Raw genomic sequence first — 24,791 nt, forward strand, 5'->3', positions numbered from 1 at the left:
TTTTTGGATTGGTTGGGTGTGATTGTAGAAAAATGGCTGGTTTCCACATTGATTTGAGTGGAATAGAATGAAAAATGAACCAATGTTCATTACGAATGTAAAATGTGTGAACCTGTAGTCGAATAATCTCAAGATTTTTCTTTAACGTTATATTGAGAAATAAGTTTTAGAGTGGAATAGAATGCGAGCCCGTGCTAAAATTGGCTCTGTATACAGTATATGGGTTTCTGTCATATTAATAGACAGAATAATCGTAAAAAACAAAATAAACAAAAACATAAAAACTCGCAGAGCGTGTGTAAGAGGTGCCCGAACAAAGCCCCTCACACCGTTCATCCTAGCTACCTTAGGACAAACACTTGCATCATACGAGTTCCTCGTCAGTGTAACACACGACTAGTAATTTTAAAATGTGTCCTGAGTTGAGAAAATTAAGGGTGGGGCTTTTTATGTTATCGGATGGAGGGAAGAATACTTTGAAGCCGCTACATGTTGAAATTTGTGAATTAATTGACAATAGCCCAGAGCTAACATATGGGAGTGTTGCTGAGGCTATTGGAGTAAGCCCCCAATATATGTCTAAGTTCAAAAAAAGTGGGACAGTTAGTTTTTGTAGTCTCTTGAAATTGTCGCAAGTATTAACGTTGCCTGATGAAAACTACAAAACTATAATGCGTGACTTTTGCTTGAAAGTTGATACAACAGAACTAATCAAACAAAGCTTTGAGTACGCTTCAATTACTAGGGATATTGAATTGTTAAAACGTTTGATAGGAAAATATCGAAAAGATAAAGGGAGTATTCAGGAGTTTGTGGATGTGTATGAAATATTGTATCAATATATAGTGAATGAGATTGATGGTAGATCACTAATTGATAAATTGTGTGAATTAAGGCAACCAACGGATTGTTGTTTACGAATATTAATCGATATCATGAAATGTTATAATTATTACTTTTCTAAAGATTTTCCAATGATGATTGGATTGGGTAAAGAAGTAGAACAGAGGCTTAAGCAGTTAAGTGGTGGGCGTAAAGATTTTATTCTACATTGCTATTTCCACAAGGTATATGAGGTTCTAGCACCTGTTCATTTAAGATTAAATAATAAAGAATTAACAAGAAGATATGCTACTATCTTAAAAAGTGTGAATATTAGCGCAAAGACAGTTTCAGATGCAACGTATTTAATGGGTATGTCTTATTTACTTGAAGATAAGCAAAAATGCTTATCACTACTAAAAGAGAGTTATGAGTTATCTAAAGCGATTGGGGAGGAAATTTTAGAAACTGAAGCATTGTATAACTTGAAATTGGTCGAATTGTATTACGAATCAGACAAGAATGAATCCGTTATCGCACTAAGAGAAATTGATAAATTCTCATCAGTATTTTATCAGAAAGAAAATGAAGACTTTATTGTGTTATTTAAGGCAATGCAAGATACTTCTAATAAGAGTTTACATAAATGTCTTCAGCAATTCTTTACTCAAGGTAATTATTTTTTTTCCAGTTTGAGTGCAAGAGAATTGTATAAGCGTGGGGAAGATTCTGTTATACTTGAATGGATGATGGACTATAAACCAGAGGTGGGAGTGAATGAATTTGAAGAAGATAATGTTGATATTTTCAATGATGTTGACTTTAATGATAATACCATTCGTTGCTAATAAAGGATTAGAAGAAAAGGCTTTGGATAAACAGATTAATTATTATATGGATATTAAACCTGGGGGATGAATATGCTGGACCTACTTAATGAAGTTAATTAAGTGGGTCTTTTTTATTTGTCAATATATTTTGCTAAAAAAAAGCATTTTGTTTTTTGGCTAGTCTTGAGACCTCTATCGAAAATAGTAATAAAATTATAAAAAAGGTGCTAATTTACAATGGGTGATGAGACTATTACTTATAGGAGAGATTAGACAAATGAACAAAATAAATGCAAAAAAAATTAAACAGGAAAACACTGAAGATAAAATTAAAAAGATGTTAATTTTAGAACAAATTTTTAGCGAGGATGAAGAATACATACTTGCAGTTAGTAAAATTAAAGCCATGATTAATAATAATTAATCATGGCTTTTTTCGTGTATTTTAAGTAAGTCATCAATTAAATTAATAATGGTTTGTTTTGTTTCTGACGGCATATTATCAAGACGTTTCATAAGTTGAGCAGTTTCAGAATGGATGTTGTCAGTTTGAAAAGAAGGATCTGTTTGTAAACCTAATAAATAATCTATCGATACACCTAATGCGGTAGCTATTTTATAGGTATTTTCTCTCGAAGGGCTTTTTCTATTGGTTTCGTATAAAGATATTGCAGAGCGATTAACATTTAAAATGTCCGCTAATTCTTGTTGTGAGATATTTTTTTTTGTACGAATAAATTTTATACGGTCTCCTAATGTTACCATTACTAACACCCTCCGGTTAACTGGATTAAACATTTCTATGATTATAATAACTAAAATAAGTAAATGAAGCAATGCTTTTTTTAGAAAACCATTAAAGTACATAAAAAAGGTTTACAGAAGACTTTATTTCATTGTATGATGTTAACACAAGTAACTAAGGGGGATAAAGATGAAAAGATTTGATGGTAAGAAACTGTATTTATTAAGGAAAAATAGAGGATTTTCGCAGAGGGAATTAGGAGAGTTATTAAATTGTAGTCACTCTTTAGTTAACCTGATGGAAAATGGTAAGCTTCAACCAACAACTGCCAAGTTATTAGGTATTTCAAGTATCTTTAAAGTTTCTATAGATGAGTTGTTTATAGATTTTTTTTGACCGTTAAGTTAACACAGGTAACTATACGTGCGAAATCTAGAAATTATTAAACAAGGAGCGATACCATGCACAAAAACCTATACATAGCCAGAAAAGAGCGACGTATTACACAAGTGGCTGCTGCGAACCTGATAAACATATCGTCTAGATCTTATCACTCAAAAGAAAACAGAAGAACTGATTTCACCCTAAAAGAAGCTCAAAAACTAGCAAAGTACTTCAAAACAACAGTGGACGAGCTGTTTGAAAAATAATGAAAGGATGGTAAAAGAAAATGACACCTGAAAAGTTGTTCGAAGAGAAAGAGTATTTAGTAATCGCAGCGATCAAACAAAGATTTGGAAGTATCGCAAGAGCAAGACAAATTGCAGAAAGGAACAATATGGAGTTGGACGATTTAATTCAAGTAGGTCGCATGCATTTATGGGCGTGTTGTGTGAAATATGATGCAGAGAGAATAGATACATTCCATGCATACGTGATGAAAGGTATGAAATGGGCCATGAGTGATGAGCTGCATATGAAAGGAATGCCTTTTAAGGTAAGTAGAAAAGTGAGCCATGAGGAAAGGAATCAAATCAATATTCATTCGATTGATTGGCATCGAGATGAGGATTCAGTAAATGAATTTTATGCAGTTTCTCCTATAAATGTGGAAGAAGAAGCGCTGTTATCAGTTGAATTTGAAGAAGTAACGAGTGTGCTGGAAGAAAAAGAGAAATTAATCATTCTGCATGTGGGTGAGGGATACACCGAAAGAGAAATTGCAGTGAAACTTGGGATGGGTAGATCCACAGTAAATACAAAGAAAAATGAAGCATTTTTAAAAATTAACCCTGATTATAAACCGTTAAATGTAAGAACATTTTTCTTGGGCACAAGAAGAAACATGAGAAACCGCCAGTTGGGGCTGACGGTCTAATAAAAACACATGTTGAGGTCATTATAGCATGAAATGACCTCATGTAAAGGAGGGCAAGCATGAAAAACGGTAAAAGGCCAACCAAGAGAGAGAAGATACATATTAATGCATATAATTTAAATTCTGATAACTGGTTGATTTATAAGAAAGCAGATGGGCAACTACATTTAGTGCATCGTCATACGAACTCAACACGAGTCATTCCGAGTGCATAGGGATAAAATTCTCACTCCCCAATTTTGGAGAGGTAATTATTCATACAAGGAGAGAAATAATCATGACCAAATCAGTTCTAACAAAGGACCTCGAAAAGAAACAAATACTCGATGAATTCTTACAGCATTGCGAACAACAACAAGTTAAAGCGCTACAAAAAAATGACCCATATCTATTTTGTATCTGGATTAAAGAAGCCCGATTAGCCCGAAGGGAATTGGCAGCACTCTACCGTGCTAAAGAAAAGCATGATGAGGAACGAGCGCATATTCGTGGGATTGTTCACCGCTTGAAAAGTATCGGTGTGAATGCGGATGTTGTGGAGAGGGTGCACTATATTACGCTTGCTGAGGAGGTCAGTTAGGTGAAAGTTTTAAAAAATCAAACGCTATTCCAATGTGATCATTGCGGGAAGCGCCTTCTCACAAAGTATGGCGCAAAAATTCATGAAGAAAAGTATTGTTCAGTGGTTTTAGAGCAGAAAAAGAAAGAAAAACAAGCTAAATGTAAGCATAAAAACATTGATACACATTACGAATACATTCCAGGTGAAGCAGTTATGCAACCGGCGTACGATTATTGCGTGGATTGCGACAAACAAATTGGATGGGGTGAGAGGAATGATTGAAAACCCAAACGTTACAGGAAACCCACACAATTCACCACGAAAAGATTTCGAACACTATTGTAGTGATTGTGACGGTGAATTGTATTTCGGTATGACGTATTACGTGTTTGAAGGTAGCCTCATTTGCGAGGAATGTAATGAGAAATTTTTAGAGAGACATGGTACGCGTTTTGTGGCAGGAGAATAAAAAAAGAACTCACGGGAATGAGTTCTCAATAAAATTTAAGGTGAAGCTAGTATACCACAGAAGGTGAGTGAAAGAAACATGCATGCAAAGGTGTTGGCAAATACATTACATATGGATCGTAGGGCATGGTTAGAAGCGCGTAAGCAAGGATTAGGTGGTTCTGATGTGGCAGCCATTGCTGGCTTAAGTAAATGGAAGTCGCAAGTACAGGTGTTTCTTGAGAAAACACAAGCTATCGAGCAAGAAGATATACAAAGTGAAGCCGCTTATTTTGGGAATGTATTAGAAGAAGTAGTTGCCCAGGAGTTTGCCAAACGTACGGGACTAAAGGTACAACGTAGAAATGCTATCTTGCAACACCCAGAGTATCCTTGGATGCTTGCAAACGTGGACAGGCTCATTGTAGGAGAACGAGTGGGGCTTGAATGTAAAACAGCTTCAGAATATTTAAAAAAGGACTGGGAAGGTGAAGAAATACCGGTCGCTTACCTTCTCCAGTGTCAACACTATATGGCTGTGACAGGCTATGAAGCATGGTGGATTGCCGTATTAATTGGTGGTAATAAGTTTGTCTATAAGAAGATTGAGCGTGATGAGGATATTATTCAATATCTTGTTAATATGGAACGGGATTTTTGGCTGAATCATGTCGAGAAAGATGTACCGCCTATGTTCGATGGTTCTGAGGCATCTACGCAGCTACTCAAGCAAATGTATCCAGAATCTATTGAGGACAGTTCTATCAGCCTAGGGAAGCAAGAAGAGCTACTCATCGAAGCGAGGGACCAAGTAGATAGAGAAATGAAGGTACTACAAGAACAAAAGGCAGAGTATGAGAACAAGCTGAAAGCGAAACTAGGCTCTCATGAGAAAGGGACAACGGAGAATTACACCATTCATTGGAAGTCCTATACAAGTAATCGTTTTGATAGCAAACGATTCAAAACAGAACATCCTGATTTACATAAAGAATATACAAATGAAACTATATCAAGAAAGTTTTCAGTGAAATAAAAAATAGGGAGTGGATTAGATATGGCTACAAATGAAAAGTTGAAAAACCAGTTAACAAATCGAAAAGAAAGTGCGCCAGTTACACCGGAACAAACAGTAGAAGCATACATGAAGAAAATGGCGCCTAGAATGGCGGAAGTATTACCGAAGCATATGGATATGAACCGTATGAGTCGCATTGCCTTAACAACAATTCGAACGAATCCAAAGCTTCTCGAATGTGCAGTTCCTTCTCTTATGGGGGCTGTGATGCAAGCCGTACAGCTAGGATTGGAACCAGGATTACTAGGACACTGTTACATCTTACCGTATAAGCGTGAAGCGACATTTATCATCGGGTATAAGGGGATGATTGACCTCGCAAGACGGTCTGGTCATATTCAAAGTATTTATGCCCATGCTGTACATGAAAATGACGAATTCGAATATGAGTTGGGGTTACATCCAAAATTGGAGCATAAGCCATCACATGGGGATCGTGGCGCATTTATTGGAGCGTATGCAGTTGCTCATTTTAAAGACGGTGGGTATCAAATGGAGTTTATGCCGAAAAGTGAAATTGAGAAACGCCGAAAACGTTCTGCAGCCGCTAATTCTAGCTATAGCCCTTGGAGTAGCGACTATGAAGAAATGGCGAAGAAAACCGTGGTTCGTTACATGTTTAAATACTTACCGATTAGTATTGAAGTTCAGACACAAGCCCAGCAAGATGAAGTGGTGCGAAAAGATATTACAGAAGAGCCAGAGTTTATTGAAGTGGATCCAATTGAAGGAGAACAGGTAATAACAGAAGATGCTGGACAACAAGAATTCCCGATTGAAGGATGAGCAAATCAAAGGTGCTCCTCTCCCATAAATTATGGGAGAGAGCGCAATCCAAAGAAGAACTAAAGCATTCTATTGCAAGATATATACAGGCTGGGTATCCAGGTTATCACATAGAAAAAGTTATTTTAGAAAATCAATCGTACATTGCGGTTTGCAGAAGGGAGTAAAAAGGGATGGGAATATTTCGAGTAGCTAAAGATACAAATTATTCAATCATACACAATACACCTTTACATGATTCTAACCTCAGTTGGAGAGCAAGGGGCTTACTCGCTTATATGCTTTCTTTGCCAGATGATTGGACATTTCATATCTCAGAACTGAGTGAACATACCAAAGATAGTGAAAAAATAACTGCAAGTATTGTAAAAGAGCTGAAGGAAGCGGGTTACTTAAAGCGGTATCCCGTTCAAAATTCTGAAACGGGGAAAATTTCACGTTGGGAAACAGTGGTGTATGAAGTCCCAACCATAGATACCGAAAACCACCCCCTGGAAAATCCACCTAGTGGTAAAACCATCGAGTGGGAAACCACACAGTGGAAAAAGGGGGACTACTAAATACTAATGATTTACTAAGTACTAATATACCAAGTACTAATCTAACTAAAGATGATGATGTAGATAAGCACCCCTTGATTGACGAAGCATTTCAGAAAAGTTATCAGTATTTACTGCAGAACAATATTCCGCTAAGTGAAACAGCTCTGCAAGATTTGGGAGAGTTTTGTGATGTGCTAGGAAGCGAAATGGTGTTAGAAGCTGTGGATCGAGCGATTGACCAAAATGTAAAGCGCTGGAAATATATCAGCGGTATTTTATCCAATTGGCAGAAAAGCAATGTCAAAACAATGGCGGATGTCATGCAACTGGATGAATCATATAAAAATCAAAAAGGCGGTGGGGAACATGTAACACGTTGGAGACGCAATGGAGGAAATTATCAAACGGGCAGAAGCTATGAGGAAGAAGTTGCAAGCCGAGAACGAAACATGCCAAGTTACATCAAACGAGTATAAATGCTCAACATGCCAGGATACGGAAGTACTGTTTTACGAGGAAGTCAATGAATTTGGAATGAAAGTATCTGTGCAGAAGGATTGTTCGTGTAAAGTGCAACGAGTGATAGAGCGAAGGTTGAAGAATGCAATGATTCCAGAAGAGTTTGCACAAGCGAGATTTGATTCTTACAAACAAAAGACAGAAAACCAAAAAGTGTTGTATGAAACCATCGTAAAATATTTGCGTAATTTTGAAGAAATAAAGGGGACGAAACAAAATAGCTTAGGCTTTATCGCAACGTTTGGTGAGCTCCGCATTAAACAGTTAGAACCATCCAAACGGGCACAGGCAAAGCGGGAACATAACAGTTTTGGTCTTGGGAAAACACATTTGCAAGTGGCTGCAGCAAAATATCTCATGAAGCAAGGATATAGTGTATTACTGATTTCGGACGGGACGTTCATGGATGACCTCATTGCAGCAAAGATGATGAACGATGACAAAAAAGAATTCAATCGCTTATTACATTCTGCAAAGCAAGTAGAAGTTCTAGTGTGGGATGACTTAGGAAAATCCAAATGGTCGGAAGCAAAAGAAAATTTGTACTACCAGATCATTGATTATCGATATCGTCATAATTTACCGATTCTGTATAGTTCAAACGAAGATGACGAGACGTTAGGTGAAAAGATAGGTTTTGCAGCAAATAGTCGTTTAAAGGGTATGAGTAAAGATTATATGGTCGCTGTAGAAGGTGAGGATTATCGCGAGAAGGAGTGAATGATATGAGTAAAGTGTCGGTTGAGAAGAAGTTGGAGTTCATCGAATGGGTAGTTGAGAATCTAGAACGGAAAATCAGAAGAGGGTTTGCTTCCTTGGTCACGTTTAGTGATGAGAGATTTATAAATCGGATTCATTTCGTAGAAAATGCTAGTAAATATCCGTATGGTATTGAGGTTACGGCGGCATGTGTGGAAGGGAAAGCATCTGCATTTTATACACCTCATGGTGTGTTCAATAGCTTGACAGCACCATACGAGCATTTTGTAGAGAATGAGGATCCAATTTATATCCAAATCAATTTCAGAGAGAAATATGAAAATATGCAATACCTAGATGTACTAGAAGACGATGAATGTTCCTTGCAGACGTATTTAGACGGGGAAGATCATGATGAAATCGAAAATCTCCTCACAAAACAACTCATCGATTATGCACTCGACATGAAGGATGAAGCACTATTTAAAAAGCTGGTTATGAAATAAGGGTGAGAGGAATTGAGCAAATACAACAACAAAAAAGTGAACCTCGATGGCTACGTATTTGATTCACAAGCGGAAGCAAATTATTACGAAGGCTTAAAAATACGCAGTGCAAGAGGGGAAATTCAAGGGTTTGAACGGCAGCCAGTATTTAATCTACAACCTGCATTTAAAAAACAGGACAAGAGCTTTCAAGCCATTACATACATAGCGGACTTTCTGGTGTACTTGCCAAATGGTGAGGTGGAGGTCATAGACATAAAAGGCATGATCACCGAAACTTTCAACGTGAAACGAAAGTTATTCGAGTATAAATATCCACACTTACAGCTGATTTTGCTGAAGCATGTGAAGAAATACGGTGGTTTTATCACATTGGATGAGTACAACAAGTTACAACGAGCGGAGAAGCGAGCAAAAAAACAAAATGAAGCAGAATAAAGGGAGCGGATCATAATGGCATATATCGAATTTAAACCAGTGTTAAAGAAAGTGAACTTAAAACCTGATGGGAAGAAAGAGATTGTGTTAGAAGTAACAGATTCCTCGCTACAAGGGAAATTGGATTCTCTGTCTGAAATGATTGATGCAAAAGTATTTGTTTCGCTAGAGTCTATGCAAGTCAACTTTAATGTCACGATTAATGCGAAAACAAATGAGCCGGTTACGCAGTACGAAGTCGATGAGAAAGGAATGGTACAAGAGGTAAAATCAACATTCGAGCAAATAGAAGCGGATCTAGATATGCCAGAAGAAAAGATTCAGACTCGTGAAGAAAAAGAACAAGCGGACCGTGAGATTATCGATGCTTTTATCATCAGCGGTTTAGCACCGAACTTTGAGGGTATGCCAAATAAACTTCCGGACATCGTGAAACGTCGTCTAGAGGGAGAATCGTACTTGAAATTGGCGAATGAGCTGAGCATGTCCTCGGGTCAAATTATTGAGGTAATCGATGAATACCGTAAGCGTGTAGCACCATTAGCGATAAAGTGGCATGAGTGGAAAGAGCAGCAGCCAGAACCAGCAGAGGAGACAAAAGGGGAAGAAAAACCGGAAATGGAGAATCAAGTCTCGGAAGAGTTCGAAATAGCGGATGAGGACAAGCCTTTCGATGAAGCTTGATAAGAAATCCATCCGGATTCAAATATTAGATCTACAAGATGAGAAATGCGCGGGATGTGAAAAAGTGCCAGCATACAGGAAGTCAGGGAATCGTAAGACTTCCTGGTGTGCGGATAACTGTAGGGTTGGGAAGCGAATCAAACAATTAGGCGGCAGCTTACTGGAAGGGAGAAATGAAACGATGGCAGAGCAGATGGCTGAAGAGAGAAATTGGGATGTATTATGTGAGAAGGCGGAGAAGTTACGGGAACAGAAATTATCTTGGGCAAAAATTGCAAATCGTCTTGGTGTGAGTGAAAGCACATTGTATCACAATGTTGCAAAACGACGAGAGAAAAAAGAGGGGGTTAGGAAGTGCGCTAAGAGGTCGGGAACGAAAAAGAGTGCAAAACCATTGGTCCAGGGTGCAAAAGTTATTAGGGAGGAAAATGAACATTCTGAAGAGAGAGATAATGGGATGCATCAAATGGAATTAAAAGCGGAACTTGAAAAGTTAAAAAAACAATTTCAAAATCGTGAGGAAGAATACACAATGTTGCTTGGTGAACGCAACCAATTAAGCGAAAAGAAATGGGAACTGGAAGCTGAATTACGTAAAGTACAAATCAGAATCAGCGCGGCAGAAGAAACAGCAGAAATGGAACGGAAACATCGCTTGGAATTACAAGCAAGAGCGCAAGCATTAGGGATCGCATTAAAAGCAGTATTGTAGGTGAGTAATGTGAAACTCACCAAGGAAGAACGCATACGACTCACCTATCAAATTGGAGATATTATTGAACAGAAATGTAGGCGGTGTTATTACAATCGCTCAGATGATGCGAGCTTCAGTATCAACATTTGTGCAAAATGCCCGACTGGTCAAACATTACGTCAGTTGGGTAGATATTTTGATACAGAGCCGAGAAGTCGCGGAGGGAAGACTGGAAATATGCCGGATGGATTGACACCAGCGCGTGTGAGAGAACTCAATGACCAGGGGATTCCAGATAAAGAAATTAGTATCATGTTTGAGCGAAGTCCATCCTACGTTGGGAAAGTGAAAAATAGATGGAGAAAGCAAGGGTTATGGCAAGGGCCGAATCAGGTGCCGAAGAAGTCAAGTAAGCGGAAAAGGAGAAACAGGCATGATGAAAGCGATTGAAGATGTGAGAGCGATGCCAGATGAGGAGTTTATGAGTAAGTATGAAGATTTGGTACATCACTTTATCTGGAAGAGATATAAGGGCATGTTAGAAATAGTTAAAGCGAATACAGGTTTGGAGATAGAGGACTTAGTGCAGTACGGGATGATTGGTCTCATAAAAGCGAGAAGGGATTTTAATCATGAGCTCGGTTATCAGTTCTCTACGTACGCGATACCAAAAATTCATGGAGAAGTTGGAAAGTTTATTATGAATAGTCACAAGATAAAGGTGCCAAGAGCTTTATATCAACTGAGAGGGAAAATGATGAGGCAAGGATTGATGGAGGAAGATGGAGAGACGATTTGTAAACAATTAGAAGTGGCTCTTCCAGAAGTGAAAGAGGCATTACAATATCAACCCAATACAAAATCTCTACAGGATGTAATGTATACATCGGCGGGTGGTGGTAGTGAAGAAATTCTGTTGGAAGACATGCTGGAAGATACACAAGTAATCGAAGAGACAGAGCAAGTCGAGAATCATATGGTCCTTCAATCATTTTACCAAACACTTGAGCATCCAGAATTAATCGTGTGGGATATGCATTCGAAACATAAAACGCAGCAAGAAATTGGGAATAGAGTGGGGAGATGTCAGGTTCAAGTTAGTCGAATATTAAAACGAATTCAGCAAAGAGCCGCTGAGTTTGGGAAAGAGCAGGGATTAGGGAAATGAAATATACCAATGCATGTCTCTTGATAATGTTAACAAAATAGTTATAGCAGAAAAAATAAAAGAACCCGCTGTTTATAAACGGATTCTTGGTAACAGGAGCACCAGGAACACTAGGAGCTGGTCCGAAGCAACCTGAGTATTCACTTGGATGATAGTACTATATTCGAAGGAGATATAAAGGTGAATGGGAATGAAATAAAATATTTATTCTTACAGAAGTGAGGTAGATGTAATGGAGCCATTTTTATGGATAGCCATCTTTATTTTGCTTGGCCACATTGTTTTTACAAAGTTGGATGTAAAACAGCTAGAAGAACGTTTAGATACTTATAAGGAAACGCTGGATATACAAAATGAAAAGATTGATGACTTATGGAAATATATTAATAAATGTTAACCAAAAATCTATTTTAGCATGAAAATTTAAAAGGACCCACTGGGGATGGGCCCTTTTAAGGAAGCTAAGTATATGGATACTACCTATATATTACCAAAAAAAGAGTCTTTGTTCTATATGCTGGTGTTGAGAAAGTTTTTCATGATAATTTCATTTTGCAGAGAAATGAGGATGAAACGTGGGAAAAGTTGAATTTAATCAAGATAGTTTTGGACAACAGTTAATTATTACAGGTTTAGCAAGATTAGTTGAGGCGGAAGGTTTAACACCGCATGAAGCGTTTGATGTTTTAAGGCTCATTCAAACCAATACATTTCATGCGTTAGCTGATTTACACAAGGAATACAAAAACAACAAATAATAACGTCACTTTTGTAGAAAAGGGGAAATGAAAAATGACAAAAATGCAAACATTCGCACATAATATGTTCGGAAATTTAGAGGTTTTTATCAAGGATGGAAAAGAGTACTTTCCGGCGACAGATGTTGCAAAAGTATTAGGATACACTAATCCGCACAAAGCAATTAGGGATCACTGTAAACAAGAAGGGGTGAACGAAACGTTAGTCCCTACTAATAGTGGCAAACAAATGAAAAAATTCATTAACGAACCCAATTTATATCGTCTAATCGCTAAATCCAAACTCCCACAAGCGGAACAATTTGAAAAATGGGTATTTGAAGAAGTGCTCCCAAGTATTCGAAAACATGGTGCATACATGACACCGCATACGATTAACGCCTTACTACAAGACCCAGATTTACTGATTGGTCTCGCGTCCCAACTGAAACAAGAACAACAGGCAAGGCAAGTGGCAGAACAAAAGAACCTTATGTTGACACAGCAAGTCGCAGAGCATGCATCTAAGATTACATACCTCGATCAAATTCTTCAGTCAAAAGATACCGTAACAGTATCACAAATTGCAGCCGATTATGGTTTATCTGCAGTTCGATTAAATAAAATTTTAAAGGACGAAAAAATACAGTACAAAGTAAACAACCAATGGCTGCTGTATGCCAAACATCAAAACAAAGGGTATACGAAATCGCAAACAATTGATGTGACACATTCGGATGGTAGCAAATCCGTAAAGATGAATACACGCTGGACGCAAAAAGGAAGATTATTTATCCATGATATGTTAACGAAACGAGGTATTATCCCGGAAATGGATAAGGAAGCGGTTTAAATCTTATATTAGAAAAAATGGCTTCATAAAACAGGTTGAATTCGCGTTTGAATCTTTTTAGAATGTCATAGGTATCGGGTGAGTAATAACGTGTTGGAAAGGAGAATAGGAAGCTTAAATTAGAAGTAGGAATTTAAATAAAAAAAGAGGAACCCTTTTGTAAGGGTTCCTAAGGTAGCTGACAAGCTAACAAGAAAAGAAATAATAATGTATATGTAGTATAACGTATTAACGCAAATGTATGCAAAATAAAAACAGCTAATTTTACTTAGCTGTTTTATGGGGAAATTTTCTCATGCTTGCTCACACTTGTAATGGTGTAGAAACAAATCCTATAGATGGCGTATTTATAGTATGAATTAACTTTTTCTTTTTATACGTAAAAAAATAAAACGAGCACTTGTGCCAGAGTGCTCGTTCTTGAAACCTTAAATCATTATTGTTATGTGTGAGTCATGAACAAGTAATGATTGGAAAAGTAAGGATTCAAGATAATATATGTACATGAAGTGAAATGGTGACAACAACAAAAGCGGTTAGTCTTCTAACCGCTTTTTTGCCTGAAAAGAAAGCAAGTAAAATGAGGATTACAGTGTAAAGAGAAAAGCTGATGTCAACAGCTTACAAATAGTATGAACAAAGAAAACTATTTTATGCAGGAGGGATACGATGAATCAATTATCTCTTTTTACATATGTCAACGAGAAAGAAATACGCCCTTTTGTGATAGAAGAACTGAAAAAGTATAAGGTATTACGTGTACGGTTTCAAAATCAGCGAGAACGGATGGAATTAGGAGCAGATCTTTTGTTTCCAGAGTTGAGAAAGTTGAATGTTCATGAACTTAAGTACAGACAATTACAACGAGCGTTTGAGCATGCGCTAGATCAGGATGAACAACGAATATTAGAAATGAAATATATGAGTGCGACAGAGTTAAATGATGATTACATTTATACGGTACTAGGGATGAAGCGAGGTAAGTTCTACCGGAAAAGGAAGTCAGGTATTCTTAACTTTGCCACGGCATTAGAGATGATATAAGAAAAGAATGGAACTTTTGGGGTACTGTTTGAGGTACTAAATCGGGTACTTTTTTATAGGGGAATCAAGGGTACGATATTTTTACAGATACTGTTTGGAAGACAGTGTGCTGTGGGGATAGCGTATCCACCATCATGTGGAGTGATGTGAGTGGGCCCCATTATCAAAACGTTACCGAAGAACGGGCATGGGCGGTAGGAACCCGCGATAGGACGAAAAGACCAATGGAATTTATTTTATATTCATATACCAAGTTGGCTGTGATTCTGTGTAGAAGAGCGGTCAATTTGTTTTTATATTATGATTTGAGGAAAGGAAACTCCTTGTTCTTATCGAATGTAAGCTATAGGAGGATGATAAAATGAAATATTTAGAGATTTGCATGAATGGTGGATATAAACATCAGGTCCATATGCCATTAGAAACATTTGAAAGTTGGATTACAGATAAAGACGGGTTATTACTCAACAGATTACTCCTTGTTGGAGATGTTATGATAAACCCAGCTAATATATCTATGGTCAGGGTAAAAACAAATGATAATTTTGAAGTACCAGAAGTATATAAGCCTAAATAATGTATGAAAGCAAAGCATCCTTAATGGGTGCTTTTCCTATGTCACCTTTTGATACAGACAAGCATATATTAGAGCATGGGACAACCCTCCGTTGTTTCATATTCAATCTCATATTAACTCCTTTTTTAGAGCATCTACTGGCGCAGATGCTCTTTTTTTGTCTGATTGCAAACATATTTTACGCCTGAATAGGAGGTTTGGTACATATGATGTATACAGCTATTTTAAAACGCAATGTTAAGTTTTGACCAATGATGAAATGATTGCGGAAGAGGAGGAATCGTATGGTGAACGTAAAGGATTTAACTACAAAAGATTTAAGTGAGGAATTAGCGAAACGTGAAGGTGTTACAAAAATAGAAGTAAATGTATATGAAAAGATTGAATTTGGCGGAATTGTCGTGGAAGGACCAGCGATTATCTTGGTGAATAAAGATTAGTTAGTTTAGGTTCGGTGGACAACGTAGACATCTAAAAAAGAAAAGTGGTGAGGTGAGAATTTTGCATACCAAAGTTACGTTTTTTATGAAAATGAATGGGGAAAATAAAGATGCGACTGCTTATGTAAACTGTATGACAAAAGTGGCAGCTTTTTTGCTAGCTAACACGGATAGACAGGTAATTGATAAACTGTTAACGCAGGTTGATGAGGAAGAAAAAGTATTTATCAAAGCCAATTTAGCTGGATGGAAGCATCATTCTCAATGAATATAGTGTCTCACAAACTGTTGTTTATGAGACGGTTACACATAGAGCCTAATAGCAACGTTCACTGTGTATCAAAACTATGTATTAAAAACTATTGATTTTGATACATGAAATTGATACAATGAAACCATCAAAGGTAAGGGGATGGTTTTATGATATTTGGATATGCACGTGTTTCAACGAAAAAGCAAAGTTTGGATATGCAATGGGACGAATTAAAGCAGTATGGATGTGAAGAAATAGTCACAGAAAAGGAAAGCGGAGTGAAAAAAGACAGGGTTGAGCTTCAATCCCTTCTTGGAAAGCTTCGAAAAGGTGACACATTGGTTGTCTACAAGTTAGATCGTTTAGGAAGAACGATGCATCAGCTTGTGAACTTGCTCCAAGAATTTCATGAAAAAGGGATTCACTTTGTATCGATTAAAGATGGGATTGACACCTCGACAACAATGGGCAGGTTTTTATTCCATATATTCGGTGCGATGGCTGAAATGGAGCGAGAGGTAATCAATGAACGTGTGGTAAACGGTGTGGCTGCAGCAAAGGCAAGAGGACGTGAAGGCGGTAGAAAGAAAGCTCATACGCCACAACAGATTGAAGGTATGATGGAAATGCTGGAAGCTGGTAAAACAAAAGTGGAAGTATGTGAGATGTTTGATGTAGCAAGAGCCACTTTATACCGTTATATAAGAGAATTCGAAGCGAATAACACGCAGTTAAAGTAGCAAAATATTTGCTGCTTTTTTATTTTTAGTGAGGTGATACATATGGGGAAAGGGAAAGCACACCCTTGGCTGACAAAAGAAGGGTTACTAAAAATAGAAGGATGGGCACGTGATGGACTGGTAGAAGAACAGATTGCCCATAACATGGGTGTGAGTCGTTCTACGCTGAGCAATTGGAAGAATAGACATCCACTGATTATACAAGCGTTAGCAAAAGGAAAAGAAGTATCAGATCGTGAAGTAGAGAATGCATTATTTAAGCGAGCGACAGGTTACACGTATGAAGAAGTCACTGTGGAAAGGGAAAAGGTGGACGGTGAGTTTCAAAGCATAGAAACCAAACGAGTGAAACGACAAGTCCCACCTGATACAACAGCCATTATCTTTTGGCTCAAGAATCGAAAGCCAACTGTGTGGCGTGACCGACGTGAGATTGATCACAGTGGTGAGATGAAACAAACCGTTGTACAAAAGCCAGAACTTAGCAACCTGTCTGTGGAGGAGCTGAAACAAATTGAGTCAATCCTTACCAAACCTACCGACAGTGGAGGAGATACAAAGRGAAATAGCACGTCGTGATTACTATGAGTATGTGTGTTATGTACATGAAGGTAGATATAAGAAAGCACCGCATAGTGAGTTTGTTGGTGGTGTCATTCAATAAAAAGAAACAAATGAATGCAAGCGAGATTCCAACCACGAACCAATACATTGCTATCAATATGCCACCACGTCATAGTAAGTCGATGACCATTACGGAGACGTTACCATCTTATTATTTAGGAAACTTTCCAGAAGATAGAGTAATTGAAATAAGTTATAGTGACACATTTGCTCGCCGTTTTGGTAAGAAGAATAAAGAAAAGGTCAAAATGTATGGTACTGATTTATTCGATATCAAAATATCCAAAGAAAGCTCGGCACATGATGAATGGTTACTGGATAATGAAATAGGTGGCATGATCTCACGTGGTGTGTTATCAGGTATCACTGGTATGGGTGCTGACTTAATGATTATCGATGACCCGATTAAGAACCGTGAGGAAGCTGATAGTGAAACGCATCGAGGTAAGATATGGGATGAGTGGATAGATAGCTTCTCTACTCGTTTACATCCGGGTGCAATTGTCATACTGATTCTAACAAGATGGCATGAAGATGATTTACAGGGTAGGTTGCTAAGTAAGGAATATGGTGAACCATTACCTTGGCAAGTGTACAATCTTCCATTAGAAGCCGAGGAAGATGATGTAATAGGACGAGCAGTAGGCGAACCATTGTGGCCAGAACGATATGGGTTAGAGTTCATACAAGAACGGAAACGATATCCAAGTAGCTTTAACTCATTGTATCAAGGCAGACCAACCGCAGCGGAAGGGAATCTATTAAAGCGTAAATGGTGGCAATATTATGATACGCTGCCGAAGATGGTTCATACGATTATGAGTATCGATGCAACATTTAAGGATGAAGCAGACAGTGACTTTGTGTGTATTCAGGTGTGGGGGAAGAATGGGGCGGATATGTATTTGATTGATAATTTGAAAGCACGTATGAACTTCCCAACTACCCTACAAGCCATTCGCAATATGGTACGAAAATATCCGAAAGCCCATGCCAAACTAGTGGAAGATAAAGCGAATGGCCCGGCAATTATTTCGATGTTAAAGAATGAAATCGGCGGTATGATTCCGGTGAATCCACAAGGTGGTAAGGTTTCGCGTGTGAATGCAGTCTCACCATATATTGAATCAGGTAATGTGTATTTACCAAGGCAAGCACCTTGGGTGCATGATTTTGTGGAAGAGTGCGCATCCTTTCCGCAAGGAAAAAATGATGACCAGGTAGACGCAATGTCACAAGCATTAAACCGATTTATCTATTATCATGCGAATGAAAAATTCATTCCAAAAGAGCCAGTGACATTAGAAGAAAAGGTACATCGCCACATTATTAGACTATCGAGAGGGCGAAGGAAAGGAGGGCAACTACAATGACGTATGTTGTCTTTTTTANCCAGTGACATTAGAAGAAAAGGTACATCGCCACATTATTAGACTATCGAGAGGGCGAAGGAAAGGAGGGCAACTACAATGACGTATGTTGTCTTTTTTGTATTATTTGCAGTCATTGTATTTCTTGGTGTGTTTGCATATGAAATGGAGCGTGTACATCAAGGGGAACGTGATGTGTGGCAACAAGAGCGTAAGGAATTGTATGATCGTATCCAAGCCTCCTCTTTTGCCGAATACAAGCAGGGTGAAGTGAAGATGGTGAAAGCACAGAAAGAAGAACAGCCTGTACCAATATACCATTTAGAATAGGAGTGGCCACGATATGGCTAGAGTGTTTCATTTAACGTTAGGTAGTATTGAAAAATTCGCGGTAGCGGATGATTATGAGGAAATGTATGAAAAGAGAGCTGAAATTGACCCGACATTTGCCTATACACCTGTAGAGATAAAAGAACTGTGTGTGGAAGGATATGAAATCAAAGCGGAAAAGAAAGTGTCGAAGTCGAAAGTAAAGAAATCTTAAAAGGGCTTGCGTATCAAAACGTATAGGCTCTTTTTCATGTAAAGGCGGTGAGAAACATTGTTTGGTCTCAATAAACCAAAGGAACAAAAGCAAGAACAGAAAAGTCCTGATGATTGGGTGTCTCTTGTGGAAGAACGTATTACCCAAGCCGAGGACTGGGAAGAAAAACGTCAAATGATGGCACAAGTAAACTATTATCGCGGTAATCAGTGGCTTGTATGGAATCCAACTAGTAAAAAGATGATCACTGCACCTCTTGAAAATGGAGAACAACGCATTACAGTGAACCAAATTAGACCGCGTATGATGGTCAAGCTCGCGAAACAAATTAAAAATCGCGTGAAATTCGATGTTGTACCTGATAGTAACGATGAAACACGCATTGAAATTGCGAAAGCAGCATCAAAATTTCTTAAATATTGGTGGGAACAAACAGGAATGGATCGTAAAACACGTGATATTTTCCTGAATAACGGTGTAAAAGGCTGGTGTGCCGCAAAAGTATATTTTGATGCGGAAGCTGGTCAAGATATTACGCCAGGGGAAGGCGAAGTTGGTTTTGAGGAAGATATGCAACGTTTATATACGGGTGAAATTCGGTGTCGTATTTGTGACCCGCTCACTGTATACATTGACCCCGCCGCTGAAATGGACGAAGAGATTCGTTGGATTGTGGAAAGAAAGCCACGTGATATTGATTACATTAAAGAGCGCTACGGAAAAGATGTCGCTGCTGATGAGAATGTAGGGTTTGCGGCTGCATTTGATGTGACACCACAAAATGGATTCAACTCGACTAGTAAAAAACGCCCCAACATGGCAATGGTGGATGAAATGTGGGTAAAACCGTGTGGTAAGCATCCAAATGGATTGAAAGTTACGATTGCAGGTGGACAATTGCTGGATATAGACGAAAATGCTAAAAGCGGAAGCATTTATTAAAGATATGTTGCCGATTCAGCGTGAAATCAATATTATGCGCTCTATGTTTGCCACACATGCAAGGAAAATGGGGAATAGTATGTGGCTTGTGCCCATGGGGTCAAGTGTGGATGAAGATGAAATTACAAATGAAGAAGGTGGAATTGTTCACTATACACCGATAGAGGGTGTGAGACCGGAAAGAGTTGGTGCGCCAGATATCCCGTCCTTCTATGATCGTATCTTAAATAATCATGATGCTGATATCGACGATTTATCAGGTGCGCGTGAAATCTCACAAGGACGTTTGCCGTCTGGATTAGATACGTATAGCGGATTGTCTCTCATGGTAGAACAGGAGAATGAGAAGCTTGCCGTTTCTTCTCAAAACTATGAGCATGGGATGAAGCGTTTATTGCAACGTGTACTGTTGCTGATGAAGAAACATTATACAGAGGAACGTATGGCCCGTATTCTTGGTCCGGATAATGATATTGAATTAGTAAGCTTTACTGGGTCTGATTTAAGCGGTGGAGAGGACATTAATATTATTCAAGGTTCTTCTCTCCCTGAAATGAAATCGGCGCAACAAGACCGCATTATGACCATGTGGGATAAAGGGGCAATTGTTAAGAAAGACGGCTCACCAGATACCCAAGGATTTTTAAAATTAATGGGTATGGGAGATAGTAATGAGCTGTTTGAAATGCAGCAGCTTGATGAAAACAAAGCAAAAATGGAAAACAAGCAGTTCGAGGAAATTGCACAGAATCCAGAGTCGTTACAAGCATTGCAACAATACAGCATCCAGCAACAACAGTTTGAGGAGCAAGCCCAAGCGATGCAAGCGCAAGGTGTAGACCCCATGCAGGCTGGCATGCAACCTCCACAACTACCACTGGCGACACCGCAGGTGCGTGATTTTTATGACCATGAAGTGCATGTATATATTCATAATGCATTCCGAAAATCAAGCTTATACGATGAATTACCGCCTGAAGTGCAACAGTTAGTTGATGACCATGTACAGCAACATATGGAGGCACTCAATGCGCCAATGGAAGCGGATAGAAGGCAGCAGATGGAACAAGAACAACACATGCANCAGTTAGTTGATGACCATGTACAGCAACATATGGAGGCACTCAATGCGCCAATGGAAGCGGATAGAAGGCAGCAGATGGAACAAGAACAACACATGCAAGAAGCGCAGAAAGCTATGAAAGAACAAGACTTACAGTTACAACATCGTAAATTAGATATTGAAGAAAAGAAAGTAGAAAAACAAGTGCAGAAGGGTGAGAGATAAATGGATTTAACTATTGGTGATTTTGGTTGGGCATGGCATCGGTTAAAAGAAGGAGAAAGGGTATTTCGTTCCGGATGGAATGGTAAAGGGATGTTTCTGTATCTGGTTAACGGGAACGATTTTTCTACCGCGTTTAGATATGGATATGGAGAGTATGCAGGGGAACCGCGATTTGAGGATTCAATTGCTATTAAAACCGCGCAGAATACAATATCCGTAGGTTGGAAGCCAACCAACTTGGATATGTTCGCAAATGACTGGGAGGTTGTAGAATAATGACTTTTGGCCAAGCGCTTGAAGCATTGAAACAAGGTAAGACAGTGGCTCGTAAAGGTTGGAATGATGTAGGTATGTGGGTAAGACTCGTAAAGCAGGGGGAGTTTGATATCTCTTTTGAGGTGGTAGGTGGTAACAAATGCAAAGGACTCCTCCCCTGGATTGGTATGAAAACAGTTGATGATACATTTGTTCCTTGGTTAGCATCACAAACAGATATGTTAGCAGAAGATTGGGAGGTTGTTGAATGATGAAATTCGGACAAGCAATTGAAGCAGTTAAAAAAGGGAATAAAATTGCACGTAAAGGTTGGAACGGGAAATGTATGTTTGTTTATTATGTGCCTGCTGCATCATATCCACCAGCTACAGATATTATGAAAGAAGCATTTGGCGGAGAAAATGTCCCGTATCGTGCATATCTTGCATTGAAAACAGCCCAAAACGATGTTGCTACATGGTCCCCTAGCACTTCTGATGTGTTAGCAGAGGATTGGATGGTGGTTGAATAATGAAAAATAAAATTACACAAGAAGATATTAACGCTATTTTAGATAAAACACAGTGGACGGTAGAAGAGTTTCACGGTAAATGTACAGTAGTTGTTGCTAAATTACCGAATGGTTTCATTCTGACGGAATCCAGTGCATGTGTTGACCCTACTAATTATGATGTAAACATTGGAATTGAATGTTGCAAAGAACGAATTGTTGATAAGATTTGGCATTTAGAGGGCTACAGATTGCAATGTGAATTAGCTAAGTAAGTCGCTATAAAAAGCGGCTTTTTTATATACAAAAATTCGGGCGTTGAATGTGGACTTGCGCCCACCCACAGGAGGAAAGAAATATGTTAAAACCATTTCGTTTACGTTTAGGTAATTTTCAATAAGCAGTAATTGAAACTGCATCTTCTGGCGTTGAAGGTGGGGAAAGCGCACCTCCACAAGGTGCAGGTGAGGTCACAAATCCACCTGAACAAATTGAGCAACCGCCAATAGAAAATAATCCAGAAGGGCAACCACCAGAAAATATTGAACAATCTCAAGCTTTTGCGAAGAGATTACAAGAACGTACACAAGCGGCTCTTATGGAAGAACGTCAGCGTTGGGAACAAGAAGTTTCTGAACGATATGGTAACTATGACAAGTATGATCGTGCGATTAACTTTTTTCAACAACAAGCAGGGTACAACGATCTTGATAGTATGATGCAAGCAATTGAACAACAAGAYTTATTACAACGTGCTGAAAAGTTTGGTGTGACGCCTGAAATTCAGCAGAAATTAGAGAGTCTGGAAGCAAAGGCACAAAGAGCAGAAGAACTGGAATATCAGCGTGAACAGCACCAATTATCACAACGATTCACTCAAGCGTTAGGGCAATTCGCGCAAGAAAAAGGCGCAGATGCAGCAGCGTTAGAACAATTTATGGTGGAACAAAATGTTCCTAATTTTGAAGTGGCGTATAACGCCATGCGTGCGCAGCAGTTAGAAGAACAGCTTACTTCAGCAAAAGAAACGGCCATTCAAGAATATTTACAAAGTAAGAAAGCGCCGAAGNTTATTACAACGTGCTGAAAAGTTTGGTGTGACGCCTGAAATTCAGCAGAAATTAGAGAGTCTGGAAGCAAAGGCACAAAGAGCAGAAGAACTGGAATATCAGCGTGAACAGCACCAATTATCACAACGATTCACTCAAGCGTTAGGGCAATTCGCRCAAGAAAAAGGCGCAGATGCAGCAGCGTTAGAACAATTTATGGTGGAACAAAATGTTCCTAATTTTGAAGTRGCGTATAACGCCATGCGTGCGCAGCAGTTAGAAGAACAGCTTACTTCAGCAAAAGAAACGGCCATTCAAGAATATTTACAAAGTAAGAAAGCGCCGAAGGTGGAAGGTCCTGGTGTAACAGGACTTGTCTCGGATGAACCAACTACAGATTTTAAAGTGGCGCGTGAAAGAGCATTACAACGATTACGATCAGCAAACCAACAAATTTAAGGAGGTATCCTACTTATGGGTGCTACATTAACGACATTAGCGGATGTTTTAAAAATCGATTACTTGCCAGGGATTAAAGAACAGATTAACAATGCGAACTACATCGTTTCACAGTTAGAAAAGAAAGTGGAAAAGATTAATGGTGATGGTTCGAATTTCTTAATTCCTCACCACTTTGGACGTAACACGGGGGTTGGRGCAGTTGCTGAAAATGGTAACTTACCAACAGCGGGRCAACAAGCGTATAAGAGCTCGACAGGTACAGCACGTATGGTGGCTGGTCGTTTAGAACTTACCGTACAAACCATTGAATCATCGAAGAAAAATGAAACGTCTTATCTTCGTGCAGTAGAATCTGAGGTAAAAGGTTTAACAACGGATATGAAGAACTTCCGTGCACGTGTTACCTTCGGTAATGGTTCAGGACGTATTGCGAATTGTACCGCACAGGCGACGGCTGCGAATGCACTTGTGGTAAGTAGTGTGAAGGGATTCTTCGTTGGACAAAAAGTAGATATTGTCAATGCGACAGGTAGCGTGACAACMAGCAATCGAACTGTTACAGCAATTGATCGTGCAGCGACTACCRTTACGATTGAYGGTGCTGCAGTTGCAACCGCGGCAACAGATGGCATTGTGTCAGCTGGGTCTTCTAATTTAGAGCCAATGGGGTTAAATGGAATTATTGATGATAAGCTCATCTTACAAGGGTTAAATCCTTCCACATATACATGGTGGAAAGCAAATATGTTTGCSAATAATGGAACGGCTCGTCCGATTTCCGATGCGCTACTACGTTTAGTGATGGATGAAACATCTATTGTGAGTGGRAAAGAAACAGACTTYCTTATGGGTTCGCAYGGTGTACGTGCAGCATACGAGGCTGTACTGACTACAAATAAACGCTACACAAATGTAATGCAGTTAGAAGGTGGCTATTCTGCATTAGAGTTTGATGGRAAACCATTCTTAGTAGACCGTTATATGCCGGCAGGTATTGTGTGGGGAGGAAATTATGACGATTTAGGATTATACCGTGTAGCGGACCTTCAGTTCATGGAAGAGGATGGTTCGATGTTCTCGCGTGTACCGAATAAAGCGGCATATGAAGCGACCGCGTATATGTTAGAAACAATGGTATGTCACGCACGTAATGCCTTCTGGCAACTGTCAGACGTGCAAGAAGCAACTGGATATACSAAATAAATTGAGAGGAGCGACTAGCTCCTCTTTTTTAAACTTCACGGAGGTATAGATCATGGGCGTG

39 protein-coding genes and 2 pseudogenes are annotated in these 24,791 nt (G+C 38.9%); 40 read left to right on the forward strand and 1 reads right to left on the reverse strand.

The genetic code is table 11. From position 1 onward, the window contains the following. Window positions 1–449: 449 nt before the first annotated feature. Together ASE54_RS08845 and ASE54_RS36255 are read left to right on the forward strand one after the other, a co-directional pair. Window positions 450–1,670 carry an AimR family lysis-lysogeny pheromone receptor gene (locus tag ASE54_RS08845; RefSeq protein WP_000947503.1) on the forward strand — a complete coding sequence of 407 codons (1,221 nt, stop codon included), beginning with the start codon at window positions 450–452 and terminating at the stop codon, window positions 1,668–1,670. Window positions 1,671–1,929: 259 nt separating this feature from the next. Then, window positions 1,930–2,076, forward strand: coding sequence for a hypothetical protein (locus ASE54_RS36255; RefSeq protein ID WP_001033745.1), 147 nt, complete (start codon window positions 1,930–1,932; stop codon window positions 2,074–2,076). Here the strand turns inward: ASE54_RS36255 and ASE54_RS08850 are convergent. Further along, window positions 2,073–2,417, reverse strand: a complete 345-nt coding sequence (locus ASE54_RS08850; RefSeq protein WP_003259427.1) for a helix-turn-helix transcriptional regulator — start codon at window positions 2,415–2,417, stop codon at window positions 2,073–2,075. The genes ASE54_RS36255 and ASE54_RS08850 overlap by 4 nt on opposite strands. A 169-nt stretch (window positions 2,418–2,586) precedes the next feature. Between ASE54_RS08850 and ASE54_RS08855 the strand changes: the two genes are divergently transcribed. The 38 genes and pseudogenes from ASE54_RS08855 (at window position 2,587) to ASE54_RS09025 (ending at window position 24,730) form a co-directional block, all read left to right on the forward strand. After that, entirely contained in the window at window positions 2,587–2,793 is a 207-nt protein-coding gene (locus tag ASE54_RS08855) for a helix-turn-helix transcriptional regulator (protein ID WP_000819158.1), read from the forward strand. Window positions 2,794–2,858: 65 nt separating this feature from the next. Beyond that, window positions 2,859–3,047: a helix-turn-helix transcriptional regulator gene (locus ASE54_RS08860; protein ID WP_000549470.1), complete on the forward strand. Its 189-nt coding sequence runs from the start codon at window positions 2,859–2,861 to the stop codon at window positions 3,045–3,047. Between the two features lie 20 nt (window positions 3,048–3,067). Next, complete coding sequence (locus tag ASE54_RS08865) at window positions 3,068–3,715, forward strand: sigma-70 family RNA polymerase sigma factor (protein ID WP_000187073.1); 648 nt, start codon at window positions 3,068–3,070, stop codon at window positions 3,713–3,715. 59 nt (window positions 3,716–3,774) lie between these two features. Then, window positions 3,775–3,930: a hypothetical protein gene (locus ASE54_RS36260; protein WP_000788396.1), complete on the forward strand. Its 156-nt coding sequence runs from the start codon at window positions 3,775–3,777 to the stop codon at window positions 3,928–3,930. A 62-nt stretch (window positions 3,931–3,992) separates the two neighbouring features. Further along, on the forward strand, window positions 3,993–4,295 hold the full coding sequence (locus ASE54_RS08870) for a hypothetical protein (RefSeq protein WP_000167563.1): 303 nt from the start codon (window positions 3,993–3,995) through the stop codon (window positions 4,293–4,295). Then, window positions 4,296–4,559: a hypothetical protein gene (locus ASE54_RS08875; RefSeq protein ID WP_000866208.1), complete on the forward strand. Its 264-nt coding sequence runs from the start codon at window positions 4,296–4,298 to the stop codon at window positions 4,557–4,559. Then, window positions 4,552–4,746 (forward strand): hypothetical protein, encoded by a 195-nt coding sequence (locus ASE54_RS08880; RefSeq protein ID WP_000572113.1) that lies wholly within the window; start codon window positions 4,552–4,554, stop codon window positions 4,744–4,746. The genes ASE54_RS08875 and ASE54_RS08880 overlap by 8 nt, the downstream gene beginning before the upstream one ends. Before the next feature lie 78 nt (window positions 4,747–4,824). Further along, window positions 4,825–5,760 carry a lambda-exonuclease family protein gene (locus tag ASE54_RS08885; protein ID WP_000543065.1) on the forward strand — a complete coding sequence of 312 codons (936 nt, stop codon included), beginning with the start codon at window positions 4,825–4,827 and terminating at the stop codon, window positions 5,758–5,760. Window positions 5,761–5,781: 21 nt separating this feature from the next. Further along, window positions 5,782–6,588 (forward strand): recombination protein RecT, encoded by an 807-nt coding sequence (gene recT / locus ASE54_RS08890; RefSeq protein WP_000224585.1) that lies wholly within the window; start codon window positions 5,782–5,784, stop codon window positions 6,586–6,588. Window positions 6,589–6,761: 173 nt separating this feature from the next. Then, the gene (locus ASE54_RS36750; protein WP_226790181.1) at window positions 6,762–7,148 is read left to right on the forward strand and encodes a helix-turn-helix domain-containing protein; all 387 of its coding nucleotides are present in this window, start codon (window positions 6,762–6,764) and stop codon (window positions 7,146–7,148) included. Continuing rightward, on the forward strand, window positions 7,127–7,606 hold the full coding sequence (locus tag ASE54_RS36755; protein WP_226790180.1) for a DnaD domain protein: 480 nt from the start codon (window positions 7,127–7,129) through the stop codon (window positions 7,604–7,606). Before ASE54_RS36750 ends, ASE54_RS36755 begins: the two co-directional genes overlap by 22 nt. Further along, the gene (locus tag ASE54_RS08900) at window positions 7,560–8,369 is read left to right on the forward strand and encodes an ATP-binding protein (RefSeq protein ID WP_226790187.1); all 810 of its coding nucleotides are present in this window, start codon (window positions 7,560–7,562) and stop codon (window positions 8,367–8,369) included. The genes ASE54_RS36755 and ASE54_RS08900 overlap by 47 nt, the downstream gene beginning before the upstream one ends. Window positions 8,370–8,374: 5 nt before the next feature. Then, complete coding sequence (locus tag ASE54_RS08905; protein WP_000049348.1) at window positions 8,375–8,854, forward strand: YpiB family protein; 480 nt, start codon at window positions 8,375–8,377, stop codon at window positions 8,852–8,854. Window positions 8,855–8,866: 12 nt separating this feature from the next. Then, complete coding sequence (locus ASE54_RS08910) at window positions 8,867–9,292, forward strand: DUF1064 domain-containing protein (RefSeq protein WP_000049838.1); 426 nt, start codon at window positions 8,867–8,869, stop codon at window positions 9,290–9,292. A 15-nt stretch (window positions 9,293–9,307) separates the two neighbouring features. Further along, complete coding sequence (locus ASE54_RS08915) at window positions 9,308–9,976, forward strand: hypothetical protein (protein WP_000323349.1); 669 nt, start codon at window positions 9,308–9,310, stop codon at window positions 9,974–9,976. Beyond that, window positions 9,966–10,688, forward strand: coding sequence for a zinc-finger domain-containing protein (locus tag ASE54_RS08920; protein WP_000762586.1), 723 nt, complete (start codon window positions 9,966–9,968; stop codon window positions 10,686–10,688). The genes ASE54_RS08915 and ASE54_RS08920 overlap by 11 nt, the downstream gene beginning before the upstream one ends. A gap of 9 nt (window positions 10,689–10,697) precedes the next feature. Next, window positions 10,698–11,120, forward strand: a complete 423-nt coding sequence (locus ASE54_RS36265; RefSeq protein ID WP_000778925.1) for a hypothetical protein — start codon at window positions 10,698–10,700, stop codon at window positions 11,118–11,120. Then, complete coding sequence (locus ASE54_RS08930) at window positions 11,104–11,838, forward strand: sigma-70 family RNA polymerase sigma factor (RefSeq protein ID WP_000973815.1); 735 nt, start codon at window positions 11,104–11,106, stop codon at window positions 11,836–11,838. The genes ASE54_RS36265 and ASE54_RS08930 overlap by 17 nt, the downstream gene beginning before the upstream one ends. A 232-nt stretch (window positions 11,839–12,070) precedes the next feature. Continuing rightward, entirely contained in the window at window positions 12,071–12,235 is a 165-nt protein-coding gene (locus ASE54_RS36270; RefSeq protein ID WP_000433162.1) for a hypothetical protein, read from the forward strand. Window positions 12,236–12,413: 178 nt separating this feature from the next. Beyond that, window positions 12,414–12,596 (forward strand): hypothetical protein, encoded by a 183-nt coding sequence (locus tag ASE54_RS08940; RefSeq protein WP_000520931.1) that lies wholly within the window; start codon window positions 12,414–12,416, stop codon window positions 12,594–12,596. Between the two features lie 34 nt (window positions 12,597–12,630). Continuing rightward, the gene (locus ASE54_RS08945; RefSeq protein ID WP_000164426.1) at window positions 12,631–13,428 is read left to right on the forward strand and encodes a phage antirepressor KilAC domain-containing protein; all 798 of its coding nucleotides are present in this window, start codon (window positions 12,631–12,633) and stop codon (window positions 13,426–13,428) included. Window positions 13,429–14,097: 669 nt separating this feature from the next. Further along, a complete protein-coding gene (locus tag ASE54_RS08950; RefSeq protein WP_001072816.1) occupies window positions 14,098–14,472 on the forward strand; it encodes an ArpU family phage packaging/lysis transcriptional regulator in 375 nt (124 codons plus the stop codon). Window positions 14,473–14,833: 361 nt separating this feature from the next. Next, complete coding sequence (locus tag ASE54_RS08955; protein ID WP_000876114.1) at window positions 14,834–15,049, forward strand: hypothetical protein; 216 nt, start codon at window positions 14,834–14,836, stop codon at window positions 15,047–15,049. 284 nt (window positions 15,050–15,333) lie between these two features. Then, window positions 15,334–15,489, forward strand: coding sequence for a BC1881 family protein (locus ASE54_RS33870; RefSeq protein ID WP_000248554.1), 156 nt, complete (start codon window positions 15,334–15,336; stop codon window positions 15,487–15,489). An 85-nt stretch (window positions 15,490–15,574) separates the two neighbouring features. Further along, window positions 15,575–15,757 (forward strand): hypothetical protein, encoded by a 183-nt coding sequence (locus ASE54_RS08960; RefSeq protein WP_003309811.1) that lies wholly within the window; start codon window positions 15,575–15,577, stop codon window positions 15,755–15,757. Window positions 15,758–15,909: 152 nt separating this feature from the next. After that, window positions 15,910–16,482, forward strand: a complete 573-nt coding sequence (locus tag ASE54_RS08965) for a recombinase family protein (protein WP_003259446.1) — start codon at window positions 15,910–15,912, stop codon at window positions 16,480–16,482. 42 nt (window positions 16,483–16,524) lie between these two features. Then, window positions 16,525–17,061, forward strand: coding sequence for a hypothetical protein (locus ASE54_RS08970; RefSeq protein ID WP_057272979.1), 537 nt, complete (start codon window positions 16,525–16,527; stop codon window positions 17,059–17,061). A 20-nt stretch (window positions 17,062–17,081) separates the two neighbouring features. Then, window positions 17,082–18,479 carry a phage terminase large subunit gene (terL, locus tag ASE54_RS08975; protein ID WP_235567812.1) on the forward strand — a complete coding sequence of 466 codons (1,398 nt, stop codon included), beginning with the start codon at window positions 17,082–17,084 and terminating at the stop codon, window positions 18,477–18,479. Between the two features lie 96 nt (window positions 18,480–18,575). Further along, window positions 18,576–18,806: a hypothetical protein gene (locus tag ASE54_RS08980; protein ID WP_000222862.1), complete on the forward strand. Its 231-nt coding sequence runs from the start codon at window positions 18,576–18,578 to the stop codon at window positions 18,804–18,806. Window positions 18,807–18,819: 13 nt separating this feature from the next. Further along, window positions 18,820–19,020 carry a hypothetical protein gene (locus ASE54_RS08985; protein ID WP_000124815.1) on the forward strand — a complete coding sequence of 67 codons (201 nt, stop codon included), beginning with the start codon at window positions 18,820–18,822 and terminating at the stop codon, window positions 19,018–19,020. Between the two features lie 57 nt (window positions 19,021–19,077). Next, window positions 19,078–20,947 (forward strand): annotated as a pseudogene (locus tag ASE54_RS37520) (hypothetical protein); the annotation flags it as partial. A 99-nt stretch (window positions 20,948–21,046) separates the two neighbouring features. After that, window positions 21,047–21,250: pseudogene (locus ASE54_RS37525) on the forward strand (hypothetical protein); the annotation flags it as partial. After that, on the forward strand, window positions 21,251–21,526 hold the full coding sequence (locus ASE54_RS08995; protein ID WP_000366285.1) for a DUF2829 domain-containing protein: 276 nt from the start codon (window positions 21,251–21,253) through the stop codon (window positions 21,524–21,526). Further along, the gene (locus tag ASE54_RS09000; protein WP_003269488.1) at window positions 21,526–21,777 is read left to right on the forward strand and encodes a DUF2829 domain-containing protein; all 252 of its coding nucleotides are present in this window, start codon (window positions 21,526–21,528) and stop codon (window positions 21,775–21,777) included. Before ASE54_RS08995 ends, ASE54_RS09000 begins: the two co-directional genes overlap by 1 nt. Beyond that, window positions 21,777–22,037 (forward strand): DUF2829 domain-containing protein, encoded by a 261-nt coding sequence (locus ASE54_RS09005; RefSeq protein ID WP_000668389.1) that lies wholly within the window; start codon window positions 21,777–21,779, stop codon window positions 22,035–22,037. The genes ASE54_RS09000 and ASE54_RS09005 overlap by 1 nt, the downstream gene beginning before the upstream one ends. Then, window positions 22,037–22,291: a Gp49 family protein gene (locus tag ASE54_RS09010; protein WP_000791086.1), complete on the forward strand. Its 255-nt coding sequence runs from the start codon at window positions 22,037–22,039 to the stop codon at window positions 22,289–22,291. The genes ASE54_RS09005 and ASE54_RS09010 overlap by 1 nt, the downstream gene beginning before the upstream one ends. 131 nt (window positions 22,292–22,422) lie before the next feature. Next, a partial coding sequence (locus tag ASE54_RS09015) for an MFS transporter (RefSeq protein ID WP_346503049.1) occupies window positions 22,423–23,085 on the forward strand: 663 nt, incomplete at its 3' end. Window positions 23,086–23,539: 454 nt separating this feature from the next. Further along, window positions 23,540–24,730, forward strand: a complete 1,191-nt coding sequence (locus ASE54_RS09025) for a phage major capsid protein (RefSeq protein ID WP_057187526.1) — start codon at window positions 23,540–23,542, stop codon at window positions 24,728–24,730. The last annotated feature ends 61 nt before the right edge of the window (window positions 24,731–24,791 follow it).

The sequence above is a fragment of the Bacillus sp. Root131 genome (assembly GCF_001429475.1).
Taxonomy (GTDB): Bacteria; Bacillota; Bacilli; order Bacillales; family Bacillaceae_G; genus Bacillus_A; species Bacillus_A thuringiensis_S.

What these genes read in the sequence shown, in the direction of transcription:
- ASE54_RS36255 (WP_001033745.1), top strand. Translation starts at nt 1,930, where the DNA reads ATGAACAAAATAAATGCAAAAAAAATTAAACAGGAAAACACTGAAGAT.
- ASE54_RS08915 (WP_000323349.1), top strand. Translation starts at nt 9,308, where the DNA reads ATGGCATATATCGAATTTAAACCAGTGTTAAAGAAAGTGAACTTAAAA.
- ASE54_RS08980 (WP_000222862.1), top strand. Translation starts at nt 18,576, where the DNA reads ATGACGTATGTTGTCTTTTTTGTATTATTTGCAGTCATTGTATTTCTT.
- ASE54_RS08985 (WP_000124815.1), top strand. Translation starts at nt 18,820, where the DNA reads ATGGCTAGAGTGTTTCATTTAACGTTAGGTAGTATTGAAAAATTCGCG.
- ASE54_RS08850 (WP_003259427.1), bottom strand. Translation starts at nt 2,417, where the DNA reads ATGGTAACATTAGGAGACCGTATAAAATTTATTCGTACAAAAAAAAAT.
- ASE54_RS08955 (WP_000876114.1), top strand. Translation starts at nt 14,834, where the DNA reads ATGAAATATTTAGAGATTTGCATGAATGGTGGATATAAACATCAGGTC.
- ASE54_RS09005 (WP_000668389.1), top strand. Translation starts at nt 21,777, where the DNA reads ATGAAATTCGGACAAGCAATTGAAGCAGTTAAAAAAGGGAATAAAATT.
- ASE54_RS33870 (WP_000248554.1), top strand. Translation starts at nt 15,334, where the DNA reads ATGGTGAACGTAAAGGATTTAACTACAAAAGATTTAAGTGAGGAATTA.
- ASE54_RS08920 (WP_000762586.1), top strand. Translation starts at nt 9,966, where the DNA reads ATGAAGCTTGATAAGAAATCCATCCGGATTCAAATATTAGATCTACAA.
- terL (WP_235567812.1), top strand. Translation starts at nt 17,082, where the DNA reads ATGTACATGAAGGTAGATATAAGAAAGCACCGCATAGTGAGTTTGTTG.
- ASE54_RS08885 (WP_000543065.1), top strand. Translation starts at nt 4,825, where the DNA reads ATGCATGCAAAGGTGTTGGCAAATACATTACATATGGATCGTAGGGCA.
- ASE54_RS08960 (WP_003309811.1), top strand. Translation starts at nt 15,575, where the DNA reads ATGAAAATGAATGGGGAAAATAAAGATGCGACTGCTTATGTAAACTGT.
- ASE54_RS08845 (WP_000947503.1), top strand. Translation starts at nt 450, where the DNA reads ATGTTATCGGATGGAGGGAAGAATACTTTGAAGCCGCTACATGTTGAA.
- ASE54_RS36270 (WP_000433162.1), top strand. Translation starts at nt 12,071, where the DNA reads ATGGAGCCATTTTTATGGATAGCCATCTTTATTTTGCTTGGCCACATT.
- ASE54_RS36750 (WP_226790181.1), top strand. Translation starts at nt 6,762, where the DNA reads ATGGGAATATTTCGAGTAGCTAAAGATACAAATTATTCAATCATACAC.
- ASE54_RS08870 (WP_000167563.1), top strand. Translation starts at nt 3,993, where the DNA reads ATGACCAAATCAGTTCTAACAAAGGACCTCGAAAAGAAACAAATACTC.
- ASE54_RS08945 (WP_000164426.1), top strand. Translation starts at nt 12,631, where the DNA reads ATGACAAAAATGCAAACATTCGCACATAATATGTTCGGAAATTTAGAG.
- ASE54_RS08905 (WP_000049348.1), top strand. Translation starts at nt 8,375, where the DNA reads ATGAGTAAAGTGTCGGTTGAGAAGAAGTTGGAGTTCATCGAATGGGTA.
- ASE54_RS08950 (WP_001072816.1), top strand. Translation starts at nt 14,098, where the DNA reads ATGAATCAATTATCTCTTTTTACATATGTCAACGAGAAAGAAATACGC.
- ASE54_RS08995 (WP_000366285.1), top strand. Translation starts at nt 21,251, where the DNA reads ATGGATTTAACTATTGGTGATTTTGGTTGGGCATGGCATCGGTTAAAA.
- recT (WP_000224585.1), top strand. Translation starts at nt 5,782, where the DNA reads ATGGCTACAAATGAAAAGTTGAAAAACCAGTTAACAAATCGAAAAGAA.
- ASE54_RS08860 (WP_000549470.1), top strand. Translation starts at nt 2,859, where the DNA reads ATGCACAAAAACCTATACATAGCCAGAAAAGAGCGACGTATTACACAA.
- ASE54_RS08880 (WP_000572113.1), top strand. Translation starts at nt 4,552, where the DNA reads ATGATTGAAAACCCAAACGTTACAGGAAACCCACACAATTCACCACGA.
- ASE54_RS09000 (WP_003269488.1), top strand. Translation starts at nt 21,526, where the DNA reads ATGACTTTTGGCCAAGCGCTTGAAGCATTGAAACAAGGTAAGACAGTG.
- ASE54_RS09010 (WP_000791086.1), top strand. Translation starts at nt 22,037, where the DNA reads ATGAAAAATAAAATTACACAAGAAGATATTAACGCTATTTTAGATAAA.
- ASE54_RS08855 (WP_000819158.1), top strand. Translation starts at nt 2,587, where the DNA reads ATGAAAAGATTTGATGGTAAGAAACTGTATTTATTAAGGAAAAATAGA.
- ASE54_RS08965 (WP_003259446.1), top strand. Translation starts at nt 15,910, where the DNA reads ATGATATTTGGATATGCACGTGTTTCAACGAAAAAGCAAAGTTTGGAT.
- ASE54_RS08865 (WP_000187073.1), top strand. Translation starts at nt 3,068, where the DNA reads ATGACACCTGAAAAGTTGTTCGAAGAGAAAGAGTATTTAGTAATCGCA.
- ASE54_RS08930 (WP_000973815.1), top strand. Translation starts at nt 11,104, where the DNA reads ATGATGAAAGCGATTGAAGATGTGAGAGCGATGCCAGATGAGGAGTTT.
- ASE54_RS36260 (WP_000788396.1), top strand. Translation starts at nt 3,775, where the DNA reads ATGAAAAACGGTAAAAGGCCAACCAAGAGAGAGAAGATACATATTAAT.